21 protein-coding genes, 1 tRNA gene and 1 pseudogene are annotated in these 23,331 nt (G+C 42.2%); 17 read left to right on the forward strand and 6 right to left on the reverse strand.

Annotated features, from left to right (window positions below):
* Positions 1 to 183 precede the first annotated feature (183 nt).
* The 9 genes from hxsA2 (at position 184) to VGD82_RS04480 (ending at position 8,546) form a co-directional block, all read left to right on the forward strand.
* The gene (gene hxsA2, locus VGD82_RS04440) at positions 184 to 471 is read left to right on the forward strand and encodes a His-Xaa-Ser repeat protein HxsA2 (RefSeq protein WP_331019240.1); all 288 of its coding nucleotides are present in this window, start codon (positions 184 to 186) and stop codon (positions 469 to 471) included.
* Positions 472 to 774 (forward strand): His-Xaa-Ser system protein HxsD, encoded by a 303-nt coding sequence (gene hxsD / locus VGD82_RS04445; RefSeq protein ID WP_331019241.1) that lies wholly within the window; start codon positions 472 to 474, stop codon positions 772 to 774.
* The gene (gene hxsB, locus VGD82_RS04450; RefSeq protein ID WP_331019242.1) at positions 734 to 2,227 is read left to right on the forward strand and encodes a His-Xaa-Ser system radical SAM maturase HxsB; all 1,494 of its coding nucleotides are present in this window, start codon (positions 734 to 736) and stop codon (positions 2,225 to 2,227) included. The genes hxsD and hxsB overlap by 41 nt, the downstream gene beginning before the upstream one ends.
* A complete protein-coding gene (gene hxsC, locus VGD82_RS04455) occupies positions 2,221 to 3,384 on the forward strand; it encodes a His-Xaa-Ser system radical SAM maturase HxsC (RefSeq protein ID WP_331019243.1) in 1,164 nt (387 codons plus the stop codon). Before hxsB ends, hxsC begins: the two co-directional genes overlap by 7 nt.
* Before the next feature lie 180 nt (positions 3,385 to 3,564).
* A complete protein-coding gene (locus VGD82_RS04460; protein ID WP_331019244.1) occupies positions 3,565 to 4,995 on the forward strand; it encodes a KAP family P-loop NTPase fold protein in 1,431 nt (476 codons plus the stop codon).
* 68 nt (positions 4,996 to 5,063) lie between these two features.
* A complete protein-coding gene (locus VGD82_RS04465) occupies positions 5,064 to 5,837 on the forward strand; it encodes a hypothetical protein (protein WP_331019245.1) in 774 nt (257 codons plus the stop codon).
* Between the two features lie 92 nt (positions 5,838 to 5,929).
* A complete protein-coding gene (locus VGD82_RS04470; RefSeq protein ID WP_331019246.1) occupies positions 5,930 to 7,261 on the forward strand; it encodes a replication initiation factor in 1,332 nt (443 codons plus the stop codon).
* A gap of 2 nt (positions 7,262 to 7,263) precedes the next feature.
* Entirely contained in the window at positions 7,264 to 7,611 is a 348-nt protein-coding gene (locus tag VGD82_RS04475; RefSeq protein ID WP_331019247.1) for a helix-turn-helix domain-containing protein, read from the forward strand.
* Positions 7,530 to 8,546: a site-specific integrase gene (locus tag VGD82_RS04480; protein ID WP_331019285.1), complete on the forward strand. Its 1,017-nt coding sequence runs from the start codon at positions 7,530 to 7,532 to the stop codon at positions 8,544 to 8,546. Before VGD82_RS04475 ends, VGD82_RS04480 begins: the two co-directional genes overlap by 82 nt.
* A gap of 20 nt (positions 8,547 to 8,566) precedes the next feature.
* On the opposite strand, the gene VGD82_RS04485 is transcribed toward VGD82_RS04480, so the two are convergent.
* The 3 genes and pseudogenes from VGD82_RS04485 to VGD82_RS04495 all read right to left on the reverse strand — a co-directional run bounded on the left by VGD82_RS04485 (position 8,567) and on the right by VGD82_RS04495 (position 9,987).
* Positions 8,567 to 8,642: transfer RNA gene (locus tag VGD82_RS04485), tRNA-Lys, on the reverse strand.
* Positions 8,643 to 8,732: 90 nt separating this feature from the next.
* Positions 8,733 to 9,149, reverse strand: a pseudogene (locus tag VGD82_RS04490) (hypothetical protein).
* A gap of 13 nt (positions 9,150 to 9,162) precedes the next feature.
* Positions 9,163 to 9,987 carry an SAM-dependent methyltransferase gene (locus VGD82_RS04495; RefSeq protein ID WP_331019248.1) on the reverse strand — a complete coding sequence of 275 codons (825 nt, stop codon included), beginning with the start codon at positions 9,985 to 9,987 and terminating at the stop codon, positions 9,163 to 9,165.
* 134 nt (positions 9,988 to 10,121) lie between these two features.
* On the opposite strand from VGD82_RS04495, the gene VGD82_RS04500 reads away from it, so the two are divergent.
* From VGD82_RS04500 to VGD82_RS04535, 8 genes are all read left to right on the forward strand, one after another.
* A complete protein-coding gene (locus VGD82_RS04500) occupies positions 10,122 to 10,499 on the forward strand; it encodes a hypothetical protein (protein WP_331019249.1) in 378 nt (125 codons plus the stop codon).
* A 54-nt stretch (positions 10,500 to 10,553) separates the two neighbouring features.
* The gene (locus VGD82_RS04505; protein WP_331019250.1) at positions 10,554 to 11,078 is read left to right on the forward strand and encodes an RNA polymerase sigma factor; all 525 of its coding nucleotides are present in this window, start codon (positions 10,554 to 10,556) and stop codon (positions 11,076 to 11,078) included.
* Complete coding sequence (locus tag VGD82_RS04510; RefSeq protein WP_331019251.1) at positions 11,075 to 11,491, forward strand: hypothetical protein; 417 nt, start codon at positions 11,075 to 11,077, stop codon at positions 11,489 to 11,491. Before VGD82_RS04505 ends, VGD82_RS04510 begins: the two co-directional genes overlap by 4 nt.
* A complete protein-coding gene (locus VGD82_RS04515) occupies positions 11,481 to 11,735 on the forward strand; it encodes a hypothetical protein (protein WP_331019252.1) in 255 nt (84 codons plus the stop codon). The genes VGD82_RS04510 and VGD82_RS04515 overlap by 11 nt, the downstream gene beginning before the upstream one ends.
* Entirely contained in the window at positions 11,732 to 12,214 is a 483-nt protein-coding gene (locus VGD82_RS04520; RefSeq protein WP_331019253.1) for a DUF3106 domain-containing protein, read from the forward strand. Before VGD82_RS04515 ends, VGD82_RS04520 begins: the two co-directional genes overlap by 4 nt.
* A 208-nt stretch (positions 12,215 to 12,422) precedes the next feature.
* On the forward strand, positions 12,423 to 13,364 hold the full coding sequence (gene ylqF, locus VGD82_RS04525) for a ribosome biogenesis GTPase YlqF (protein ID WP_331019254.1): 942 nt from the start codon (positions 12,423 to 12,425) through the stop codon (positions 13,362 to 13,364).
* A 9-nt stretch (positions 13,365 to 13,373) separates the two neighbouring features.
* Positions 13,374 to 15,392, forward strand: a complete 2,019-nt coding sequence (locus VGD82_RS04530; RefSeq protein ID WP_331019255.1) for a UvrD-helicase domain-containing protein — start codon at positions 13,374 to 13,376, stop codon at positions 15,390 to 15,392.
* Between the two features lie 60 nt (positions 15,393 to 15,452).
* Positions 15,453 to 17,360 carry an ATP-binding cassette domain-containing protein gene (locus tag VGD82_RS04535; protein ID WP_331019256.1) on the forward strand — a complete coding sequence of 636 codons (1,908 nt, stop codon included), beginning with the start codon at positions 15,453 to 15,455 and terminating at the stop codon, positions 17,358 to 17,360.
* A 97-nt stretch (positions 17,361 to 17,457) separates the two neighbouring features.
* On the opposite strand, the gene VGD82_RS04540 is transcribed toward VGD82_RS04535, so the two are convergent.
* From VGD82_RS04540 to VGD82_RS04550, 3 genes are read right to left on the reverse strand one after another with little or no spacing between them, the layout of a single operon-like run.
* Positions 17,458 to 18,996 carry a sulfatase-like hydrolase/transferase gene (locus VGD82_RS04540; protein WP_331019257.1) on the reverse strand — a complete coding sequence of 513 codons (1,539 nt, stop codon included), beginning with the start codon at positions 18,994 to 18,996 and terminating at the stop codon, positions 17,458 to 17,460.
* Between the two features lie 9 nt (positions 18,997 to 19,005).
* A complete protein-coding gene (locus VGD82_RS04545; protein ID WP_331019258.1) occupies positions 19,006 to 21,576 on the reverse strand; it encodes a glycosyltransferase in 2,571 nt (856 codons plus the stop codon).
* Positions 21,577 to 21,604: 28 nt separating this feature from the next.
* Positions 21,605 to 23,182: a beta (1-6) glucan synthase gene (locus VGD82_RS04550; RefSeq protein WP_331019259.1), complete on the reverse strand. Its 1,578-nt coding sequence runs from the start codon at positions 23,180 to 23,182 to the stop codon at positions 21,605 to 21,607.
* Between the last annotated feature and the right edge of the window lie 149 nt (positions 23,183 to 23,331).

The raw sequence follows: 23,331 nt of genomic DNA on the forward strand, positions 1-23,331 counted from the left end.
ATATAAATTAACCCGCCAACAATCGCTTGCACTCGCCCAAGGTTTATTTTAACGGTCACGTATTTTTGAATTTACTACCGCATAAGCATAGGCCGACACTGCACATTTCTCACACACTATTGACATGATATATATAAATAGTTAGATTGGCACAACGTTCAATAGCAATAAGGGAGATCGACTATGAAAAATCGTAAATTTTTAGTTCCATTAGCTGTTCTAGCCAGTGCTTTAGGTTCAAAAAGTGCGTTAGCATCAGTCAATGAAAACAAAGACCCTTTGCTGGCAAAGAATACAGTAACTGAACCAAACCTCACCAAAAGTTCGCCAAATATCCTTAATTTTGAAGATAAAAACGCTTTATCTTTTATCCTACAAAAAAATGATCAAGGCTTAATGTACGCGTACCACTCTTCACACTCGTCACATAGTTCACACAGCTCACATCGTTCACATTCATCGGGTTACTAGTTGCATAATCTAGTAGTAATTTTTGACGAGCGAATCTACTCTGTATTGACACTACAGAAAGCAGCTTATCGTTTCATTAGTTATTTTGCATGTAATTTTTCGTTAACTGAAAATCAAATTCAGTGTGAAATCGAGTCTACTGGCAATATGACACTAGAAGCCTTTAACGCTAAAGTACATGATTTCAAAAAAGAGGTGCTTGACCAGCATCTTCGCGAAAAAATTAGAGTTGAAACTGACGATATCCGCAACCTTATCCTGAGTGTGGCATTCTCAAGCACTGGCCTGCAAAAAGTTGAGTAAATTTCAACCAATACAATTTTACAATAATGAATCAGGAACCTATGAGTTACTGCCATTCAATTTCGACAAAGTATCAGACGACCGTTATGTAATTACTAATTTAGTTGGAGAATATCTGACGATAGATAGTAAGTCGCTTCAAGATATTGTTAATCATGAACTATCTCCAACTAACAACCTATATTCTAAACTTCGCTCAAAACAATTTATAAGAGAGCCTGACGAAGCTTATCCGATCGAGTTATTAGCATTAAAGTTACGCACAAGATTCGCAAGACTAGCTAACTTCACAAATCTACACATATTTGTTGTTACTCTGAGATGCGACCATAGTTGCCCATATTGTCAGGTATCTCGGCAATCTGAGGACAAAGCCAGCTTTGACATGACTACTGAAATGGCAGACAAATCATTGGCAATGGTATTTAGGTCACCTTCACCTGCAATAAAAATTGAGTTTCAGGGTGGTGAACCTCTATTAAATTTTGAAATGATTAAGTATGTAGTTACAACCGCAAAAAAACTTAATGCCGTTCATCAACGAAATCTAGCTTTTGTAATTGCCACCACTCTATCTTTAATAACAGAAGAAATTTTGGTGTTTTGCAAAGAACACAATATAGTAATTTCCACCTCTTTGGATGGTCCAGAAGACTTGCACAATGCAAATCGTCCAAGGCCCAATAAAGATAGCTATCAACGTTTTATAGATGGGTTACAAAAAACAAGAGCTATTCTTGGTTACAACCAAGTTTCAGCTTTAATGACTACAACAGATAAAAGTTTACCTAGAGTTAAAGACATTATCGACGAGTATCTCAAACTGGGCTTTAAAGGAATATTTTTAAGACCATTGTCTCCTTACGGCTTTGCAATTAAGACAAGAAAATTCATGTCTTACAACACTGAGCGTTGGCTAGAATTCTATAAAGAGGGCTTAGACTATATTATCCAGCTTAATAAAAATGGGATTGAATTTTCTGAATACTACTCTGCCCTAGTTCTTAAAAAGATGATGACCTCTTCTGATCCTGGCTATGTCGATTTAATGAATCCTGCGGGGATTGGCATAGCTGCAATTGTCTTTAATTACGATGGAAACGTCTATGCATCCGATGAAAGTCGAATGCTTGCAGAAATGGGCGACTCCACTTTTTTACTTGGTAACGTTCTAACTAATACTTATGAAGAAATCATTTTATCTGACAAATTGTTAGATGCATTAGACGAGTCTTTTACATTAAGTGCTCCAATGTGCTCTGAATGTGCGTTTGAAATCTATTGTGGTGCCGAACCTGTCTACCATCATGCGATTCATAAAGACTTCTTAGCGAGGAAACCTGAATCCGAGTTCTGTAAAAGAAACATGACAACGTTCAAGCATTTAATCAACATAATGGAAGATGACTCAGAAAGAAAATCACTTTTTATCGATTGGGCTAACAAATGCTAAAGCTCGGTGGAAAAGTTATTGAGATTCAAAATGATAACAGTCCGAACTCGAAGCTGTATTCGGTATCTACCAATCCAAATTTACCATTGGTTTTGAGAAAGCAAAAAGCATTTCTCATTCAGTCAGAAGATATACCAGAAGGCTTTTCCCACTATATATTTTTTGATTCAACATCAAGCTTAACAAACAAAACACCAAGTAATTCAACTTACACAGTCCTAACTGATGACTTTAGTTACTTAGGGCATGACGATGTTATTAGAATTTCTTCAACAAAGAACAATGCTAGGGTCTTATTCAGAGCAAAAGCATCAAATAATAGCTTTTTAATTACAGAGCAATGCAATCATTATTGCCTCATGTGCTCCCAACCACCTAAAGTCATAGATGACTCATACATAATTGAAGAAACTTTTGAGCTAATCACTTTATTGCCTAAGTGGACTAAAGAAATCGGCTTTACTGGGGGTGAGCCAACACTATTTGGGCAACGCTTTCTTGAGCTGTTAAGACATACGCAAAGCCAACTTCCTAACACTGGCATACACATACTATCAAACGGTAGAACTTTTAAAGATATTCATTATGCTAAACAATATGCTGAAATTAGTCACTTTGACATGATGGTTGGGATTCCAATTTACTCGTCAGACCCAGCGAAACACGATTACATAGTGCAGGCTAAAGGAGCATTTGATGAGACTATAAGAGGAATATTAAATTTAAAACGATTTAATCAAAAAGTTGAAATTAGGGTTGTAATTCATAAGCAATCAATTGATGGACTGGTTGAACTATGTGAATTCATTGGACGAAATCTTTTATTTGTAGACCATGTAGCGCTAATGGGGTTAGAAATGATGGGATTCACGCGAGCCAACTTGGAAACTCTTTGGATTGACCCATACGATTACAAAGACACACTAAGTGAAGCTGTGAAGCTTTTAAATACATACGGTATTACGACATCTGTTTACAACCATCAACTTTGCCTAGTCAATAAAGATGTATTACCGTTCTATCGCAAATCAATATCTGATTGGAAAAATGAATATGCTATCGAGTGCAACGGGTGCAAGAAACAATCAGAATGCGGTGGCTTTTTTTCTTCAGGTATTAAACACGGATATAGTAGCAACTTAAAACCGTTCTTATAAATAGGCTACTCTCTTTGTGTAAGCATTTGTATTGTTTAGACATCAAATTCTGCTATATATCCTGCACCTCTCATTTACTAATATTCAGTTTAGTTTTGACATTAATTAATATTTACTAATCTATGCAGAACCCATCTACCTATCCCCTGCTATGTTAAAAAAAAGAATAAGGCACAATAAATGAACCAAGACACCACAGTATGGCCTGCCGATAAGCTTGATCGTAAAAAGGAAGCCGATTACATAAGAAGTTACTTGAATGCTTTATATGCAGAAGGTAGTAAGGACGAATATGAGGGCTCTTTTGTTCTGAACTTGAATGCACCATGGGGGTATGGAAAAACTTTCTTTTTAGCGAATTTAAAGGCTGACTTGAGCAAAAGCCATCACCCAGTTTTATATTTTGATGCTTGGAAAAACGACTACTCAAAAAATCCACTCCTAGGCTTTATCTCTGAAATAGAACAGTCTTTAAAAGGTTACCAAGCTGACATCCCTAGAGGCGAAGAGCTAGTAGGTAACTTCCTGTCAAACAGTAAGAAATTATTAGCTGTTATTGCTGGGATTGGAATGAATGTACTAGTGAAAAAGATCTCAGGATTTGGAGTTGAGGAATTTAAAGATAAACTGGCTAGCGGTTTAGATATAGATTCTGATGATATTGCCAAACCGTTAGGTGATAAGAGTGAAATTCTATTAGATAAAATTGTTCAAAAATCATTAGATGAGCACCAGCAGGTAAAACTACTGATAGATACTTTCAGAGAAAATCTAGAAGCAATAACTAAATCATTGCAAGCAACGGGAAAATACTCATTACCTATGTATATTCTGGTAGATGAACTTGACCGATGCCGACCTACATATGCGATTGAATTGCTAGAAAATATAAAACACATCTTTAATTCCAGCGGCGTTTTTTTTATTGTTGCTACCAATAAAAATGAGCTAGCTAATTCAATAAATGCAGTGTACGGATCCTCTTTTGATTCACTTAATTATTTAAGGCGGTTTTTTACCCAAGAATATACGTTAAACATACCCGATCGATCTAAATATATAGAGCAGCTTTTTGTTGATCATCGAATTAATTCAGACAAATTTATTATTCCTTTTGACGCTAAACTGAATAACACTGATCGTATGGATGTATTCCTATTTGAAAAAGTGTCAACGGCTTTTGGTCTTGGCTTACGAGATATGGATCAAATATGCACCCAGTTAAAGTCTATATTACTCACAACCTCTTATGAAAAAATACACTATCCGTATTTAATTTTTGTTCTTATGTATATGTTTAAAAACAAAAACCTTTATCTATTTAATTTTGATAACTTTAAAAATTTTAGTCTTATATGCCTGATTAAGGAGTCGACAGACTACTATAGCAACAGAAACCCAAATCCAGTTGATTTCAATTCTATTATTAGTTTTTATAGGGAGATTGCAGCTAGCCCGATGAAGGAAGTGAGTCAGTTTTATAATAGAAGCCTAAATGCGCATGAGGAATTCATAATGCACCCAATAAACAGCGAAATAAACCTAGGGTTAACATCTCCCTCCATTTCAAAATACCCCATTCTTGTACAGCAAGCTGGTCATATCACTTAAGTTATGTTGCTTGTGTTAGATAAAATCGGACTCTCACTCAATACCCATTATCTTAATAACAAAGAATCATGCAAAAAGAATTCGGTAAGTTCACCGCAGAGCAAGTATACGAGCTTATTAACGTTCTCCCACAAGTTCTGGAAGATCGCTCTAAGTATCTTGCAGGCCTTCGGAATAACCCACACAAGCTAAATGAAAAGATGGCTGAGCCTTTTAAATGGTCTTGGGCTTATGAGCTACCCATAGCTGAGCATCTTGCCAAACTCGCCATTGAGTGTGATGTAGGCGAACATCTTGTTGCACTTACTACTACAGACGATCCTCAGCAAGCTTTCCTCGATGACATGAAAGCTAAAAGTGATCCCTCACCTGTACCAGAGAACCCTCAACCAATATTAGCGCTTCTAGAGGCTTTAGCATGCTCACTCGAGTGTGTTGTGATTTACGGCCGATATATCAATGACATTATTGCTGATGTTAAAGCTAGAGTTGCTGGTTCTGAGGAGTGGTTGTTCAAGGCTATTCGCATCGATCCTAATGTTATTACTTGTGACACTACTCAAGATCGACTTTGTAGAGCAATTCTTCTAGATGATCGAGAATTCATTCACGAACTCCAATTAGCCTTAAGTGGTAAAACAGGCTCTCAAGCGAAATATTTAAATGATTTTAGATTGTTAATGCAGATCTTGAGTGAAAGTGAAACACCAGATCTACTTGATAGCCAAATTAATGAGTTAGTTTTAACGCTTGGCATTTATAAAAACACAGGTGACGCGCAACATAATGTTAGCGAACTAATTCGTAAGTATAAGAAAACAAAGAACCATTTCAAATCCTAAAATGAGATGGCTGCATAAGCACTTCATCATGCATAAAGTTCATATCCGTTGCAGCAAGCAATTGCATGGCTGCCGATGGATAAGGAATTTATATGCAACCGAATCACCAGTCAGAGTCTGGTAATAGCTCAGTTAGTTTTAACGAGGAAATCCAAGGATCTTCGCCTGACACGCCCGCACGCGCAGCGGCGGACGGATCAAGCGATGAACTTGGATTAGATACGGCGCTTACTAACAGAGTATCTAATAAATACAATCATGAATACTTTCAGCCCTTAAGATGGGGTATTGATAGTCTTTATCTATCTTTTGCGGGAAGCCTGCATACGGATCAAGAAAACAAACTGGATCGCCTTAAAAAGTTAGCACAATCAGACCAGCTTACCGATCAGGCTCAAGCTCAATTCCCAGTCAACAATCACATCTTTGAAGTAAAGGATAAAGGAACTGGCATGTTTCCTTACATTCTTGAAGATAACTGTTTTCGCATTCAACTATCCCGCCAACGTGCAAAGTCAATGCCTATGGCTTACGTTAAGATCTCCAGCGAGTATTTAACCCATAAGTCTATTGATGATGTGGTTAATGATTTAACTTCTGTTCTAGATGTGATGGGTGTCCTTGAGTCCATACCTAAAACCAGCCGTATTGATCTGTTTCTGGACTTCGCATCGAATGAAGATATGGATTCATGGCATCGTGATGATTGGGTCACACGATCTGAGAAAATCCATCAGTACGCGATTAAAGGTGAGTTCTCAGGGTGGTCTATCGGGATGGGTAGCGGTATGTCTGCGCGGCTGTATAACAAGACACTAGAGATTATTACAAGTAATAAAGGCTATTTGATCCCTTTGTGGGTTGAAGCTGGCTGGAATAAAAACAATCCAGTATGGCGTCTGGAGTTTGAGATTAAGCGTGATGTACTTGTGCAATTTGATGTGCAAGCCCTGAATGTTACTTTGGATAATTTAAACGGACTTTGGAGTTATGCCACAACCGACTGGCTAAAACTCACAATCCCTAGCGCTGGTGATACTAATCGATCACGATGGCCTATTCATCCGTTATGGGCTTATTTTTCTTCTGTTGATTTTGCTACTCAAGGTGGTGAGCTATCGCGTCACTTTACTGAGCAGCGGATACCTTCTAACCAACGCCTATTTGATTATGGGTTTAGTGCAATCTCTTCATTTATGGCACGTGAAGGCATTACCGATTTGCTTGAAGGGGTAGAGGCTTATTATCGCGGCTTATCTGATCACTTAAACAATCGTGCAATGAATGCAGGGGCAAGTTTTGAGGATTATCTGGAAGAGCGTGTTGCAGTTAAAGCAAAGCGATTTAATTCCATCCTAAACAAGCAGCTTGTTGAAGATCAGCTAACCAGCGATGAATATAGAAGATATTCGGACGGTGAATAACAATGAAAGATAACAACCTGCCCTTACCTGCTGTGCGTTGTCTTTCTAAAGATGAAGCTGCCTCTTATCTTGGTATTGGAATGACACTTTTAGCTGAACTAGATATTCCAGCGGTGAAATTTGGTCGCCGTACCGTTTATGACAAAGTTGACTTGGATCTTTGGTTGGAGGAATATAAGCGCAGCGAGCGAGGGCGGGTTGGAAAGGATTTAATATGCACCAACCCCAAGAAGGAATCTATCGGCGGCAAGACTCGCGCTACTGGTGGATTAGTACAACGCTCCCTAACGGCAAGAGATTACGCCAAAGCACTGGGACTGAACAAAGAAGTGAAGCCGAAGCATTTTTAGCTAAATTAAAGCTAGATAGTTATCGGGAACTTCACTTTGGCATTAAGCCCCAGCGTTCATGGCAAGAAGCTGTTGTCAGGTTTTTAGCAGTTAAAGCAACTTTGCGTGATGTAAAGGGTTACCAAGGGATTTGTCGTCGGTTACATGAATATTTAGGCGACTTTTCTTTAAACCAGATTAATGGTGACGTGATCTGGAACATCATACAAGGTGAAATGAAGCGCGGAAATGCAGTTGCAACCATCAACCGCCATTTAGCCGTCACACGTGCAATATTGCGTATGGCAAGGGATGAATGGCAGTGGATCGACTCAATGCCAAAAATCCGTTTGTTGTCGGGTGAGGTAGAGCGCGATCGATGGTTGACGCGTGAGGAAGCCGATCGATTGATTTCGGCCTCCCCTCCTCACTTAACTTCTTTAATTCGCTTTGCTTTAGCGACTGGTTGCCGTGCTAGGGAGATTACCAGTCTTGAATGGCATCGGGTCGATTTAGAACGTAAAACGGCTTGGCTGGACAAGACTAAAAATGGAACACCGCGAGGTGTACCGCTAAATTCGGATGCGATTGAAGTATTGTTGTCAGTACAGGGAAACCATCCCCAATACTGCTTCACCTATCAAAAACAACCGATTAAAACGGCAATAACGAATCATGCTTGGTATGCTGCAATCGAAAAAGCAGGATTGTCTGATTTAAGGTTTCACGATCTCAGGCATACATGGGCATCATGGCATCGTCAGGCTGGCACTTCATGCGATGAGTTGAAAGACTTAGGCGGATGGAAGTCACGCTCGATGGTGGATCGTTATGCTAAGTTTGCAACGGAGCAATTAACCGTCGCTGCGTCTAGGATTGAATCTGGGCGTGTGGCTAACGTGGTGAATTTGGTCACGTTTATGTCACGTCAAGAGAATCAAAAGGTCTGCGCTTAGGCATAAGCCTTTGATTTAATTGGTAGGAGATGCGAGGCTCGAACTCGCGACAAACGGATTAAGAGTCCGCTGCTCTACCAACTGAGCTAATCTCCCAAATACAACTATTATTATAGACGTCTGTACTAGTTAGACGCTAAAAATTAAGTTTAACTCTCAATTGCTTAACACTTGATTGCCCAACGACTATTGAATAGTGCACTCCTCTACTCCGGTATTGCCGCCTTTAAACTCTGGCTCAAAGTAAAACTTATGAAAGCTCCACTGCCCATTGGCATTCTTTTTCATTTCAGCAATACCTGTACCATAGTCTTTGGTCGTTTAATCTTGCAACGCAAAGTACATGGCCACGTGGTTACCATTGGCCGCAGCATGGCCTAAATAGCTGCCATAACCTGGCACTTCTAGCTTAAAATCATAGCTCGCGTAATTACCTTTACTGTGCGCTGGTTTTAATGCCATGGTCACCACCCCGGCATACTTTCCCTCGTGCGCGTCGTCCCCAGTGCAGTTGTATACACCACTGAAGTCTTGCACAGTAGCTTGTGCCGCATAACCGTTAAAGCTAGCCAATAACAATAAACTGCAAATAAAGTATTTCATCGTTAGATCCTCATCACTGCGCTAGAAATCTAGACTTCATGCTTTCTAGATTCAGTTCACTCAAGATATTGCCAATCCGCTCTTTTGCATTTTTACGCGGCTGGCCGGTGTATTTGGCGATGATTAACTCGTTTTTCATGGAGTGCTCCCAGCCCACAAGCTCGGTCACTGTAACACTGTAACCGGACGCCTCTAACTGCAAGCAACGTAATACGTTGGTAATTTGGCTGCCAAACTCCCGCGTGTGAATCGGGTGGCGCCAAATCTCACTTAATGAGGTTTTACCAAAGCTTTCATTTTTATGCTGTCTTAATACTTCTGCTACCTCGGCCTGACAGCATGGTACTAACACCATATATTTGGCATGCTTTTTCAATGCAAATTGAATCGCATCGTCCGTTGCTGTGTTGCATGCATGCAAAGCCGTCACAATATCCACTTTACTAGGGATAACATTTGACGTTGTCGACTCTTCCACGGTCAAGTGCTCAAAACGCATACGTGTAAAGCTAAGTTGCTGTGCTAAGTCCTTAGATTTTTCAACCAGCTCCGCTCGCGTTTCGATGCCCACCACCTCGCCTGCCGCTAGCTGTTTCAGCAATAAATCATATAGGATAAAGCCAAGATACGATTTACCCGCGCCATGGTCCACCAAAACTGGGTTAGGATTATGCGCCAATACATCATTGAATAATGGTTCGATAAAATTAACCAAGTGATACACTTGCTTGAGTTTACGGCGGCTATCTTGGTTAAGTTTGCCATCACGTGTGAGTATATGTAGCGCTTTAAGCAACTCAATAGATTGATTAGGCTTTATTTCTGGAATATTTTGCATATTGCTATTTTAATGGAAAATAATATTTTTATCTGACTTGTCGTCAAACAAATCACTACTGCGTTTTGTATACCAAGGACACATAACATTTGTGTTCCGGTGGCAGCAATCAAACAAACCGAGATAAGGACATCATGATGAAAAACATAATTTCAATCACAACTATTTTACTCACGATACTTGCTTCAGCAACTGCAACGGCCGACGAAATCACACATGGCAAAGTAGGCTTGGATGAGCGAGGTGATCGCATAGAACAGCGTTTAGATAACAAGGGTGACCGCGTTGAACAACGCCTTGATAACCGTGGTGATGCAATTGAAAACCACCTCGATGCCAAAGCTGATAGAGCACGTGAAAATGGTAATGTAAAACGTGCTAACCATCTGGAAAACAAAGGCGACCAAATTAACCAGCATTTAGATAACCGCGGCGAGCGTATCAACAACCACATGGATAGACAGGGTGAACGCATCAATAATCGCTTAGATAGACGCGCTAAACGTAAATAGACACAGCGGACATCTATGCCTATGGAGCGCGATTTCAATGAACAGTACATCAGCATGAATCATTTTCTTGCAGATGTTGAGGGTCGCGCTTTTCGCATGGCACAAATCGCCACTGGCAATCGTGACGATGCGTTAGAAATAGTACAGGACACGATGATGAAGCTAGTGCAAAAGTACAGCCATCATCAGGCTACCGAATGGAAGGCTTTATTCTACAGCATACTGAATACGCGCATTTTAGATTGGCACCGCAGGCAATCAGTACGTAACCGCTTTAGAAGCTGGCTGAACTGGAATGATGGCGAAGACGAAGCGATTGAAGACGTATTGGCTCAGCATCCAGATGAGACAAACCACTCGCCAGACGCCAAGTTGCAAGATAGTCAGTTCATGGCAAGTTTAAATACTGCGCTCAGCGCACTCCCGCTACGCCAGCAACAAGTGTTTTTACTGCGCATATGGGAAGGTATGGATATTAACGAAACCGCTGCCATCATGCACTGCTCTGCAAGCAGTGTAAAAACACATTATGCACGCGCATTAGAGAAATTACGCGAGAAGCTAGAGGATCACCAATGAGCACTGAGCTGACGAAAGAAGCTACAAAGTTAGAGTCCAAAATTAAAGCCAGCCTGGATGCTAGCGTCATGGATTTAGATCAAGATACGCAGCAGGCATTAGCTTCCATACGTGAAAAGTCACTCAAAAATCAGCAGGCTCGCACTTGGCTAAATTTCAATGCATGGAGGCCTGCAAGCGGTTTTGCGTTTAGCGCTTTGCTCGCGATACTGTTCGTGTACCACCCGAACAATCTGGATGATGCATTGCAGCGCATAGCAACCCAACAAAACATTAGTCATGAGCAACCTGAGCAGATCACTATGTTAGAGCTGCTCACCAACGCAGAAGATTTAGAAACTGCGACTGACCCCGATTTTTATGTTTGGATAGACGAAGTATTGGCAACTGAGGGTATTAATAATGCCGTTTAAATTAATGGCCCTCACCTTATTGGCGCTTATCAACTTTAGCTATTCAGCTCAGATTATGGCAGCTCCCAACCCGCCTTTAGATGTAATAGAACTACTGGGCGAGATGGACGACGAAAGCATGCTCGCAGCTGCACTAGCCGAGCTAGAAAACAAGCCAAGCAAAAACCAAAAAAAAGATAGCACCCAAACCAGCAGCAAACAAAATACAGAGTCAGCCACACCTGCAGGAGGCAACAAAAAATGAACATTACTTTATATTTTCAGCACCGTGTTATGACGTGCGCCCTATTACTGGGTTTCAGCGTGTTTGCAAACTCAGCCATGGCGGAGGGCGTAGCTTGGGAGTCTCTCAGTGAGCAGCAACAGCAAACCCTTAGTGCAGTCAAAGATCATTGGAATGAGTTACCACCACATCGGCAGGAAAGGCTGAGCAAAGGTGCGGAGAAATGGGCGAATATGCCGCCTGAGCAAAGAGAACGCGCCCAAGAAAATATCACTCGCTTTAAAAATCTATCACCGGAAGATAAAGCTAGGGTGAAAGAGCACATACAAAGATTTAGACAACTCCCCCCGGAGCAACGCAGTGCGTTACGGGAACGCTGGAAAAACATGTCTCCAGAGCAGAAAGAGGCATTTAAAAACCGTATCAAGAACATGAGCCCAGAACAACGTAAAGAATTGCGTGAAAAAATTAAATCAAGAAAAATAGAACAAGCGCAATAATCAGATACTTGTATAAATATTCTATGGAGAATTACAGATAAAAACTTGAATTGGAGCCGTCAATGCTAAAATAACGAAATTCGTTTAAAGCAAACTTCGCTTCAACATAGCAAGGCACAAAGCCAAAGAAACCATGCTTTAGACACTACACTTTTATGTCTGCCAAACAGTGGGTAGCATAGTCAGAATTATTAAGGGAATAAAATACATGGCAATTCAATGGTACCCGGGTCACATGACCCAAGCGCGTAAAAAAGCTGAAGAGACCATGGAGTTTACCGACATGGTTATTGAAGTATTAGATGCGCGCGTGCCAGCAGCCAGCCATAACCCAATGATTGATGAAATGCGTTTATTTCGTCAGCGCCCCCAACTTAAGATTTTAAACAAGGCAGACTTAGCAGACCCAGCCGCTACGCAAGCTTGGCTAAACTACTTTAACGCACAACCTAATACCAAAGCAGTCGCGCTTTCCTGTAAAAAAGCAGGCGATGCTAAAAAAATACCCGCTATCTGTAAAAAAATAACACCGCACCGTGGCACTCATTTAAAACCATTACGCATGCTGATTATGGGCATCCCTAACGTAGGGAAATCTACCTTGATGAACGCCCTGCTCAATCGCCGCGTGGCAAAAGTGGGCGATGAGCCAGCGGTGACTAAAAACCAGCAACGTTTTGATTTAGACGACACCATGAGCATTACCGATACGCCTGGCATGATGTGGCCTAGAATCGCTTACGAGTCAGATGGCTATATGCTAGCTGCCAGCCATGCCATTGGCAGAAATGCGGTGATTGATGAAGACGTTGCTACATTTTTAGCTAACAACCTATTAAAGAGCTACCCTGCACTGGTAAATGCACGTTATAAACTAGACGCGATGAAACTTGATGTAACACAAATGGATGGCGTTGACTTATTAGAGGCAATTGCAAAGCGCAGGTCGTACAAACGCCATGATGGCTTATGGGATATGGAAAAAACAGCAGTTGCCTTTTTAACTGATTACCGTAGCGGTGCCATTGGCCGTGTAAGTTTAGAAACGCCAAGCTCTAGAGCGGAAATGATGGCAAACTCGCAAGTCAGCCCAGCAAGCAATTCAGAGCAAGTCACAGAAACAGACGACTCAACCAACTCCGCACAATAGTAATCTGCAATGTTAAACTCGATGAATGCGCCTCAGCGTGAGGCGGTAAAGTATTTAGACGGCCCTCTCCTGGTACTTGCGGGTGCGGGCAGTGGCAAAACACGCGTGATTACGCAAAAAATCAGTTACCTGATTAATGAGGCCGGTTACGCACCTAAAGAAATTGCAGCGATTACGTTCACTAACAAAGCTGCGTTAGAGATGCAAGAACGTGTTGGCAAGCTGATGCAAGGCACCAACATCAAAGGCTTAACCATTGCCACTTTTCACTCGCTGGGCTTACAAATGCTGCGGGCTGAGGCAACCTTGCTTGGCTATAAACCACAGTTCTCGATTTTAGACTCATCAGATAGCTTTAAAATTTTGGCAGATGTGCTAGCCACCACAGATAAACAGCTACTGCGTAAAACCCAATGGCAGATATCCAGCTGGAAAAACGCGTTTATTAACCCCGACCAAGCCAAAGCACAGGCGGATGAAGAGCTGACTCATGCCGCAGCTAGGGTCTACCAGATTTATCAGCAAACCCTAAAAGCGTATCAGGCGGTGGACTTTGATGATTTAATCAAACTACCTGTTGAGTTATTTGAAAAGCACGAAGAAGCGCTCAACAAATGGCAACGCAAACTACAATATCTATTAATTGACGAATACCAAGATACCAACGCCTGCCAGTATAAATTGGTAAAAATGCTTACCGGCTTACGCGGCCAATTTACCGCAGTGGGTGATGATGACCAGGCCATTTACGGCTGGCGTGGCGCAGATGTTGAGAACCTGCGCCAACTGACTACAGACTTCAGCAAACTTAAAGTCATTAAGCTAGAGCAGAACTATCGCTCTACTGTCCGCATTTTACGTGCTGCAAACCAAGTCATTTCAAATAATCCAAAGTTATTTGAAAAGAAACTTTGGAGCGAGTTAGGTACTGGCGATTTAATTCAAGTAACAGCAGCCATGAGCGAAGAGCATGAGGCTGAAAGCGTGGTCATGAAGCTACAGGCACATAAGTTTGAGCATCGTACTTTCTATAAAGACTACGCCATACTTTACCGTGGTAACCATCAAGCCCGCATACTTGAACAACATCTGCGTAACCATAAAATCCCCTATACCGTCTCTGGCGGACAGTCTTTCTTTGATAAAGCTGAAATTAAAGACTTAATCAGTTATTTAAGATTAATTGCCAACGAAGATGACGACCCTGCCTTTATTCGTGCCGCAACTACGCCTAAAAAAGGGATTGGTAACACCACGCTTGAGCGCTTAGGTGAATACGCCAGCGCGCATAAAATTTCATTATTTGCGGCAGCGTTCGAAGGTGGTTTCCAAAGTGAGATTGGTAACAAACAATTAGAAGACCTGCTCAACTTTTGCCAATATATCAATAAACTGCAAGCACGCGCTGTAAGAGACCCAGCCAATGAAGTGCTGAATGACTTGTTATCATCCATACATTACGAGGCATTTTTATACGATTCTGAAGAACCACGTGCGGCAGAAGTGAAATGGGCAAACGTGCTCGATTTCACTGGATGGCTATCCAAAAAAGGTGAGCCCAGCACTGAGTACGGTAATGAAAAAGAAGGCAAAAACTTGCTAGAACTGACGCAGATGGTATCGCTCATGAGCATGCTGGAGGGCCGAGAAAACGGCGAGCCAGATGCGGTAAAACTATCAACACTACATGCCTCTAAAGGCTTAGAGTTTGGTCATGTGTTTTTAATTGGCGCTGAGGAAGGCATTTTGCCGCACCGCGAATCAATTGATAATGACAAGATTGAAGAAGAACGCCGCCTCATGTATGTAGGCATTACCCGCGCGCAAAAAACACTCAATATCTCATGGTGTAAAAAACGCAAACGTGCGGGTGAAATGGAAGTGTGCGAACCCAGCCGCTTTATTGCCGAAATTCCTAAAGATGATGTGCGCCACTTTGGCAACCCATTTAACAAAGACCCCGAAGCCAGTAAAGATTTTGGTAAATCAAAAATGGCAAACATCAGAGCCATGCTGAATAAGCAGTAACATTTGGCATCTCAACTACCAACATTTAATATATTTAAAGTAAAAATTTGAAAGTCACTCATGCCATACATTACCCTCGATAACGCCTGCCTCGCTTTTGGTCACCATGCCCTGCTCGACCATGCTGCATTTCAGCTAGATGCTGGTGAGCGCGTTGGTTTAATTGGCCGCAACGGCGCAGGTAAATCCAGCTTATTAAAAGCCATTGCTGGCACCATTAAACTAGATGATGGCACAGTTTGGCGCGCACCCAATGCACGCGTGGTTTATGTACCACAAGAACCAGAGCTAGTAGCAACCCACACCGTGTTTGAAGCGGTGGCAGAAGGCTTAGGAAACCTGCAGCAGATTCTGGTTGATTATCATCAAGTCACTCATGACATGGGCATGCCAGATGCCGACATTGATGCACTGATGACAAAAATGCAAGCGTTGCAACATGATTTAGATGCCCAAAATGGCTGGGCAGCACAATCCCGTGTAGAAGCAGTACTTAGCCGCTTAAACTTAGATGCAGATGCACTCATCAGCACACTATCAGGCGGCTGGCGTAAACGTGTGGCTCTAGGTCGTGCTTTGGTAGCAGAGCCAGAAGTTTTACTATTAGACGAGCCAACCAACCATTTGGACTTAAGCGCCATTGAATGGCTAGAAGATTTATTACTGGGCTTTAATGGCAGCGTGTTGTTTATTACCCATGACAGGCGCTTTCTCGACAAACTAGCGACGCGCATCACTGAGTTGGATCGAGGCAAACTCACAGATTTTGTTGGCAACTTCACTGCCTACCAAGTGAAAAAAGAAGAGCTGCTTGCCGTTGAAGAAACCCATGCCGCCAAGTTTGACAAGATACTTGCTCAAGAAGAGGTTTGGATACGCCAAGGCATTAAAGCACGCCGCACACGTAATGAAGGCCGCGTACGCAGACTGGAAGCACTAAGATTAGAGCGCGCCGCACGTCGCGAACGCCAAGGCAACGTAAAACTGAATGTAGATGTGGGCGAGCGCAGCGGCAAACTGATTGCTGAGCTTGAAAACATCAGCAAAGCCTATGGCAATAAAGTGCTGATTAAAGACTTTAGCACGCGTATCTTACGTGGCGACAAAATCGGCTTGCTAGGTCCTAACGGTGTAGGCAAAACCACTCTGCTCAAACTGATACTCGGCGATATTGAACCAGATAGCGGCTCGATTGAGCGTGGTAGCAAGCAAAGTGTCGCCTATTTTGACCAAATGCGCGAGCAGCTCAATGAAGAAGCCACCTTGGCTGACACGATTAGCCCAGGCTCTGACTTTGTACAAATCGGTGAAGAACGTAAACACGTGATTAGCTATCTGGAGGACTTCTTGTTCCCACCACAACGCTCACGCTCACCAGTTAAATCGCTGTCAGGTGGCGAGCGTAACCGCTTGCTGTTAGCGCGCCTATTTGCGCGCCCTGCTAACATTCTGGTGCTAGATGAGCCGACTAATGATCTGGATATCGACACACTAGAACTATTGGAAAACCTACTGCAAGACTTTAATGGCACGTTATTCCTAGTGAGCCATGACCGTGCATTCTTGGAAAACACAGTGACACAAGTAATTGCGTTTGAAGGTAATGGCATCTTGACCGAATTTGGCGGTGGCTATGATGATTGGCAACGCTTCAGCACTAAACGTGAGGCAGATAAAGCAGCACAAGTTAAAGCTCAAGCAAGCAAGCCAGTCACAAAAGAGGCTACCCCTAAAGCGCCAGCTAACAAACTTAGTTTTAAGGAACAAAAAGAGTTGGATGAATTACCAGCGCTGATTGAAGAGTTAGAAACTGAACAAAGCAGTATTAATACAACGCTGGCTGACCCTGGCATCTATGTACAAGACCCTGACAAGGTAAAAACACTACAAGCTCGCTTAGCGGCAATAGATACCGAAATTGAGACTAAGATGGCACGTTGGGAAGATTTAGACAAACGTAACGCATAACTTTACTAAGCCACAAAATAAAAAACCAGCTAAGATTTAGCTGGTTTTTTTACGTTAACTTATATGTATTGCATTAGGCGCATAACGCTACCAAGCGCTAAAGCTTAGCTTCATGTCTCCAAAGGTCTAGATACATATCCGATTGATTGAGAAGATCTTCATTCATTTCTTCATAATCTAATAGCAACGACAAGTCTGTCTCTTTAGACAACGCGGTATAACCTAAGCCTAATTTACCACCCGGCACTTTAAAACCGATAAACTCTAAAATGGTTGGGAACATGTCAAACGGTAATATCTGGTTACGATTCTTCTCAAAATGGTCATTTGAAATAAACTGATTATAAATATGACGCTCTTTAATCAAATCCAGTTTTTCGCTCACCGGGTTCTCCATCGCTAAATGATCCCCGAGAATGACGACGTTCGTATCTTTTAAGTAGCCGCTTTTCTGTATGAATTTAACAAAACTCGCTACCTGATTTGAGGTGCATTCGACAATACCTTCAAACGTCTTGATGCCTACAGATTTACAATATTTAGAAAAGTGCCCGTCAGGGCCGTGCGTGTCAATAGTAGTCACAGTCAGGTTAAAAGGCTGATTACTTTTATGCAAAGCAATCAACTTAGCCTTGGCTGATGCAAACAAATCATCATCATACAAGCCCCAGAAATTCAATTGTGCATCGGTAAGCTTACCTTTTAGTTCATCACGACCATACACTTCATCATAGTGATGGTCTTGGAAAAACATGCCCTTGCCTGCAAAGCCAAGCGCGTCGCCGCCCATATAAACATTGTGATAACCAGCATCGTGCAAAATATCACCCAAGCAAACTGCATTTGGCAAAAAGCTTTTAATTTTTTCACCTTGGTCATTACCGTCATACAAGCTAACGCTTTTTAGAGGCACGGCACATTGCGTTGCTGTAATACCGGCAATCGTCCACCATGTGCCCGGTGCTTTTCTATAGTCGCTAAAGCTTAAACCTTTTAAACGGTCCAGACTGCTTAGCAAATTTTTACCAAACAGCTCAGGCTGTTTATAGCTGTTCTCTAAGCTCTCTACATAAATCAATACTAGATTTTTAGGTTTTATCGTTTCCACCTGCACCTCTGAAGGATTCAGGTAGTGTGCGGAAAAGTAATCTTTACCAAATAAATTATGTAGAAAAACAGTGACTGAGAACTGCACCCAAAAATACACCGTTGCCACGGTTAATGCGTATAAAGGCGCTCTGTGCCCTATAAACCAATAAAACACTTTAATAAAATGAATATTGGCAAGTCTGGCAGGCTTAGTTAGCCAGTGTGAAGAGCCATGCGTAAGAAATAGTGCAATTGAATATTCAATTAACACCAACAGTAATGAGATCAATATAGGTAGCGCAATACACCAAATGACGAAGCTCTTGATAATCGCAGCATCGGTATCAATCAAGCCGCCCATGCCAAACTGCGCATGGTAGAACAATTGCTCTAGTGAGGGCTCGCCAAAATTATCAGCCACCCAGTAAGCAACGGCCACTAAAAAGAATGCGCATAAGTAAGTAGCAAACCTAATTGCGCCGCGCAAAACATGGCGGCTACGGTGATGCGTATTCATTTTATGCGGCTCTGGTGTATTCGTGTTCATCAAATGCTATTAACCATTTTCTCGTTTACTGATAATTTGGCAAGCAACCGCACTAATGTAAGGTAATGATTGTAGGCTCAACATTGCCACCCAGATTTGGGCATCGCTATTGCCCACTCCGCGTGTGGCTAGCATAGCAATGCTGCTCAGGGTTAAAGCCGTCAGTAAAAACAACTCTTCTTGAATTGGTGCAATCCAATCATACCAATTAGATTTTTTGAGCCCTTTGCCTTTTGCCGTTACTTTGAACACACCATCTTTTTTAATGATGCCGCTGATAATGCCTCTGGCAATTGCATGTGACAACCCCAGACTCGCAATAGATGCACCAAAAATATCAATCCAGCGACATGTCATAGTTTTTAAATACAACATCGGGCCCATAATTGCTTTAATCACCAAGAAGCAAATGATGGTGGTAATCATCAGAGACACAGGCAAACTCGCCTCTTCTGGGAATAACAGCATAGCCACAGACCATGCGATAGAGCCGATAGTGAAGCCTAACTGCAAAGCCTCACCCAACCAACCGAACCAACCCGTTAAAAAGTGATAGCGCTGCCCAAATGTCAGGGTTGAATCTCCTAACAGCTTAGGTATGTGATGTTTTAGAATTTGCATCGCGCCAAACGCCCAACGGAAGCGCTGTGACTTCAGGGCTTTAAAATCTGCAGGCGTTAAACCACGGCCAAACGTATCATCAATGTAGCGCAGTTCATAGCCATCTTCGAGCAAACGCAAGCCCAGTTCTGTATCTTCGCAGATGCACCATTCAGACCATTTTCCGCTGCTCATTAGCGCTTGGTATCTCACCAAAGTCATCGTACCGTGCTGAATCAAGGCATTACGTTCGTGCCTGTGGTGCATACCAATGCGGAAGAAGCCTTCAAACTCCCAGTTACCCATACTGCGGAAGAAACTATGCTCCCAATCTCTATGCGCCTGAGGTGCTTGCACCACAGCAACTTTTTGCTCAAGGAAATGCGGCACTAAATCAGATAGCCAATCTGGTGTTACTTCATAATCAGCGTCAACTACCCCTACTACCTGCGCGTTAGGATTGGTTTGCTCTAGTGCAAAGTTTAACGCGCCAGCTTTAAAGCCTGGCCATTGCGGTAGATGGAAGAATTTAAAATTCTCAGGCATTTTTGCCATGTAAGCTTCAAGCGGTTTCCACTTAGCTTCATCTTTAGTGTTGTTGTCGACCACTATCACTTCAAAATTGGTGTAGTTGAGCTTAGCCAAACTTTCAATAGTGGTAATCACCATTTCAGGTGGCTCGTTGTAACATGCCAAATGCACAGAAACAAACAGTTCTTCATCTGCTGGCAGTGGTTTTGCACGCTTAAATGCACGATTCCAGCCTTTTTTGAACATTACTTCACTAAACTCTACCGCATAAATCATCAATACCGCAGACGTTAAGCCCATACCAACCAGCAACGCGATTAATACGACAAAATCCTTCATCGTGTAGTAATAATCCCCAGGTAGATTCCAGGCAACCACTAAGGTGGTGATACAAGCCTGTAGTAACACTGCCATAGAAATACGTGCACGTAAGCCCCAATGCCTAAAACGATAGGCAATAAAGAATATTGGCAGCAGCCCTAACAAAGTTGCCCATAAGGCTTTTGCCTTCCAGCGGTCATCTTTAGGTACAGCGCCGTGCAGTGAGTATTTCTCATGACGCTCAGCATCAAACATACCCCAGTAAGCGCCAGCCCAGCCCTCAAGCTCTTTTTTCCAAGGCTGGTCAAATGCTTCCATTAAGTAATAATCGTAATTTTTATGCGCTGTTTTAGCCAAAAACTCTCGAACAAAAAGTGCTTGATTCACTTTAGATGCTACTGCCGCACCTAATGTAGGTCCATTGCTAGGCCAACCAATTTCCGTAATCACGATTTTTTTTCGTGGATATACATCCATTAACTCTTGATAACGCTTAAGTGAGTAATCCACAGCGCTCTCGACTGGCACGCCTTCATGATAAGGTAGCAAATGCACCGCAATAAAATCTACGTGCTTAACTAGCTCAGGATTTTTCAGCCATACATGCCAAGGCTCTGCAGTAGAAATAGGCAGTTTAGTGGTTTTACGAACGTCTTCTATATAACCAATCAATTGCTCGGGTGTAAGGTCGTTGCGAAGCAAAACCTCATTACCGACAATAGCACGTTCAATTTTGGGATAGATTTTAATCTTTGCCTTCAGCGCCTCAACTTCACGATAGTTGGCAGCCGCATCACTGCCTAACCATGCACCGGCAGTAACATGAAACCCTAAACTAGAAGCAAGCGCGGTTACTTCACTATTTTCAAGCGCACCGTAGATGCGAACGCGATGAGTCAAAGGCTTAAGTAAGCGCAAATCCTTTTCCAACTCAGCAGTACTTGGGTACTCTTTACGCAGAGGGCTTTGATTTTCTTGAAATCCACTAAAGGCAAAGCCATTTACAATTTCTGGTGCATTAATTAAAGGTAGTGCACGATTGGAAATATACCAAAGGCTAAAGTGAGCCGCAGCCACCAGCACTGCAAACAAGAGTGGAATTAAATAGCGTTTAGTTTTGTTAATCATAAGGTTACGCTGAGGATTTCTATCAAAGTTATGAACGAGTTGAAGTTTGAGGTTTTGGCCATAATGCAGTCACAAGTAAACCACAAAGACCAAGCCAATAATAAGCAGATATATTTTCAGTTTCTAAATAAACGCAATAGAGCGCTGCCGGCATTAAAGCTGCGCTGAGCAGATAGCCAAGCCAGCGCTGTGGCTTTACATCTATGTCTAAGAATACTGAAGAAAATGATAACAGCAAAACTGGCAATGCATATAAGCTGATGGGGAAATCACGGTATCTGCCATCAACTATTAATAAAATTGTGGCACTGATTGCTGCCACTGCAAGTATAAGCACACCCGTTTTCAAAAGCAGCACATGGTGTTTAGTTGGTTGGCATATGCGCCATACTAAACTAATCACGAGCAACCAGCCGAGGAAAGCCAAACCGCCCAAGGCTACCCATTCTGAGATGTTTCGACAAGCACTGACTAAATATTGAGCCTGTAACCAAGCTGATATACCAAACACGATACCAGCCGCGCACAATCCTAACTTCATATAAACTTCACGCGTTTTAGAGAAAAACGCCAAACCTATAAATAAAGCAAAACCTAATGCGCCAGACAGTGCAATAGCAGTTGCATCATGACGTGGCTTTATATCACCAGTGAACGCAAACTTAGGTGTTAGCTCCGTATCGAAAATACCCCAGTATCCACCTACGGTACCTTCAAGATCACGCTTCCATGGTTGATCAATTGCTTCAATTAGGTTGTATTGCCATGCATGATCATGCGCGAGTTGTAAAAACCCACGCAAATAGCTCGCCTGATTAATTAAACTTGGCTCAGAAGCCTGGCGCTGCCTACCTACGGATGGCCAGCCAGTTTCTCCAATTAAAATAGGTTTTTTGAAAGTATCCGCAAGTAAATTCATCACATTCACTACATGCTGGTTTGCTTCACTAATTGCCTGCGGATCATCTTCCCAATACGGCAATATGTGCACGGTCACAAAATCCACATTGGCCTCAAGCTTCGGATGTTTGCGCCAGAACTCCCAAACATCGGCATAAGTAACAGGGATCATTGTTGAGCGTTGTGCTTTTTCCAAATACGCCTGCATCGCGGCCTCTGATTGCTCACCGCGTAATAAAACCTCATTACCAACAATCAAAGCCTTCACAGTCTTTGGATATTTATTCGCAATACTGATAGCCAGATCCAGCTCTTTATCGTTGTTTGCAGCTACCCAGCCTATCCAAGCGCCTAGATAAACCTGCATCCCTAATTTAGCGGCGGCTTCCGGCACATAACTCAACCCCTGAGAGACTGAATAAATACGTACGCAATTAAATTGCTTGGAGAGCGCAGCAAGATCATGATCAATCTGTGCCGGCTGTATAAAACTATTTGGGTTAAGCGGTGTTTGCCCCGGATGGTAATAAGGAGAGTAAGAAACGCACTGCAACTTACCATCACTAGGCAATTGAGGCTGCACCACATTAACCGCTTGGCTTTCGCACCAAAGCCATAGTATCAACCCCAATAGCAAAGCAATATTGAAGATACTGAAACGCCAAAGTAACTTGGTTGATAATGCCTTAACTGGGGAAATTTGCATAAATTTTGATGTATTAAGTCAAATAATCGATTAAAAAATTGATTTAGGCGCCCATCATAATGCAAGCACATAAACAAAACAAAACATTAAGGCATAAAAAATATAAAAAGTAAGTTTCATCGCACAGCAGGCTCACGCTACAATAGACG

Origin of the sequence: Methylotenera sp. (genome assembly GCF_036401095.1) — a bacterium.
Classification (GTDB): domain Bacteria; phylum Pseudomonadota; class Gammaproteobacteria; order Burkholderiales; family Methylophilaceae; genus Methylotenera.

Bases quoted from the DNA above. Each gene is read 5' to 3' on its own strand.
- hxsA2 (WP_331019240.1), top strand. From the start codon at position 184: ATGAAAAATCGTAAATTTTTAGTTCCATTAGCTGTTCTAGCCAGTGCT.
- hxsC (WP_331019243.1), top strand. From the start codon at position 2,221: ATGCTAAAGCTCGGTGGAAAAGTTATTGAGATTCAAAATGATAACAGT.
- VGD82_RS04460 (WP_331019244.1), top strand. From the start codon at position 3,565: ATGAACCAAGACACCACAGTATGGCCTGCCGATAAGCTTGATCGTAAA.
- VGD82_RS04465 (WP_331019245.1), top strand. From the start codon at position 5,064: ATGCAAAAAGAATTCGGTAAGTTCACCGCAGAGCAAGTATACGAGCTT.
- VGD82_RS04470 (WP_331019246.1), top strand. From the start codon at position 5,930: ATGCAACCGAATCACCAGTCAGAGTCTGGTAATAGCTCAGTTAGTTTT.
- VGD82_RS04475 (WP_331019247.1), top strand. From the start codon at position 7,264: ATGAAAGATAACAACCTGCCCTTACCTGCTGTGCGTTGTCTTTCTAAA.
- VGD82_RS04495 (WP_331019248.1), bottom strand. From the start codon at position 9,987: ATGCAAAATATTCCAGAAATAAAGCCTAATCAATCTATTGAGTTGCTT.
- VGD82_RS04500 (WP_331019249.1), top strand. From the start codon at position 10,122: ATGATGAAAAACATAATTTCAATCACAACTATTTTACTCACGATACTT.
- VGD82_RS04505 (WP_331019250.1), top strand. From the start codon at position 10,554: ATGAATCATTTTCTTGCAGATGTTGAGGGTCGCGCTTTTCGCATGGCA.
- VGD82_RS04510 (WP_331019251.1), top strand. From the start codon at position 11,075: ATGAGCACTGAGCTGACGAAAGAAGCTACAAAGTTAGAGTCCAAAATT.
- VGD82_RS04515 (WP_331019252.1), top strand. From the start codon at position 11,481: ATGCCGTTTAAATTAATGGCCCTCACCTTATTGGCGCTTATCAACTTT.
- VGD82_RS04520 (WP_331019253.1), top strand. From the start codon at position 11,732: ATGAACATTACTTTATATTTTCAGCACCGTGTTATGACGTGCGCCCTA.
- ylqF (WP_331019254.1), top strand. From the start codon at position 12,423: ATGGCAATTCAATGGTACCCGGGTCACATGACCCAAGCGCGTAAAAAA.
- VGD82_RS04530 (WP_331019255.1), top strand. From the start codon at position 13,374: ATGTTAAACTCGATGAATGCGCCTCAGCGTGAGGCGGTAAAGTATTTA.
- VGD82_RS04535 (WP_331019256.1), top strand. From the start codon at position 15,453: ATGCCATACATTACCCTCGATAACGCCTGCCTCGCTTTTGGTCACCAT.
- VGD82_RS04540 (WP_331019257.1), bottom strand. From the start codon at position 18,996: ATGAACACGAATACACCAGAGCCGCATAAAATGAATACGCATCACCGT.
- VGD82_RS04545 (WP_331019258.1), bottom strand. From the start codon at position 21,576: ATGATTAACAAAACTAAACGCTATTTAATTCCACTCTTGTTTGCAGTG.
- VGD82_RS04550 (WP_331019259.1), bottom strand. From the start codon at position 23,182: ATGCAAATTTCCCCAGTTAAGGCATTATCAACCAAGTTACTTTGGCGT.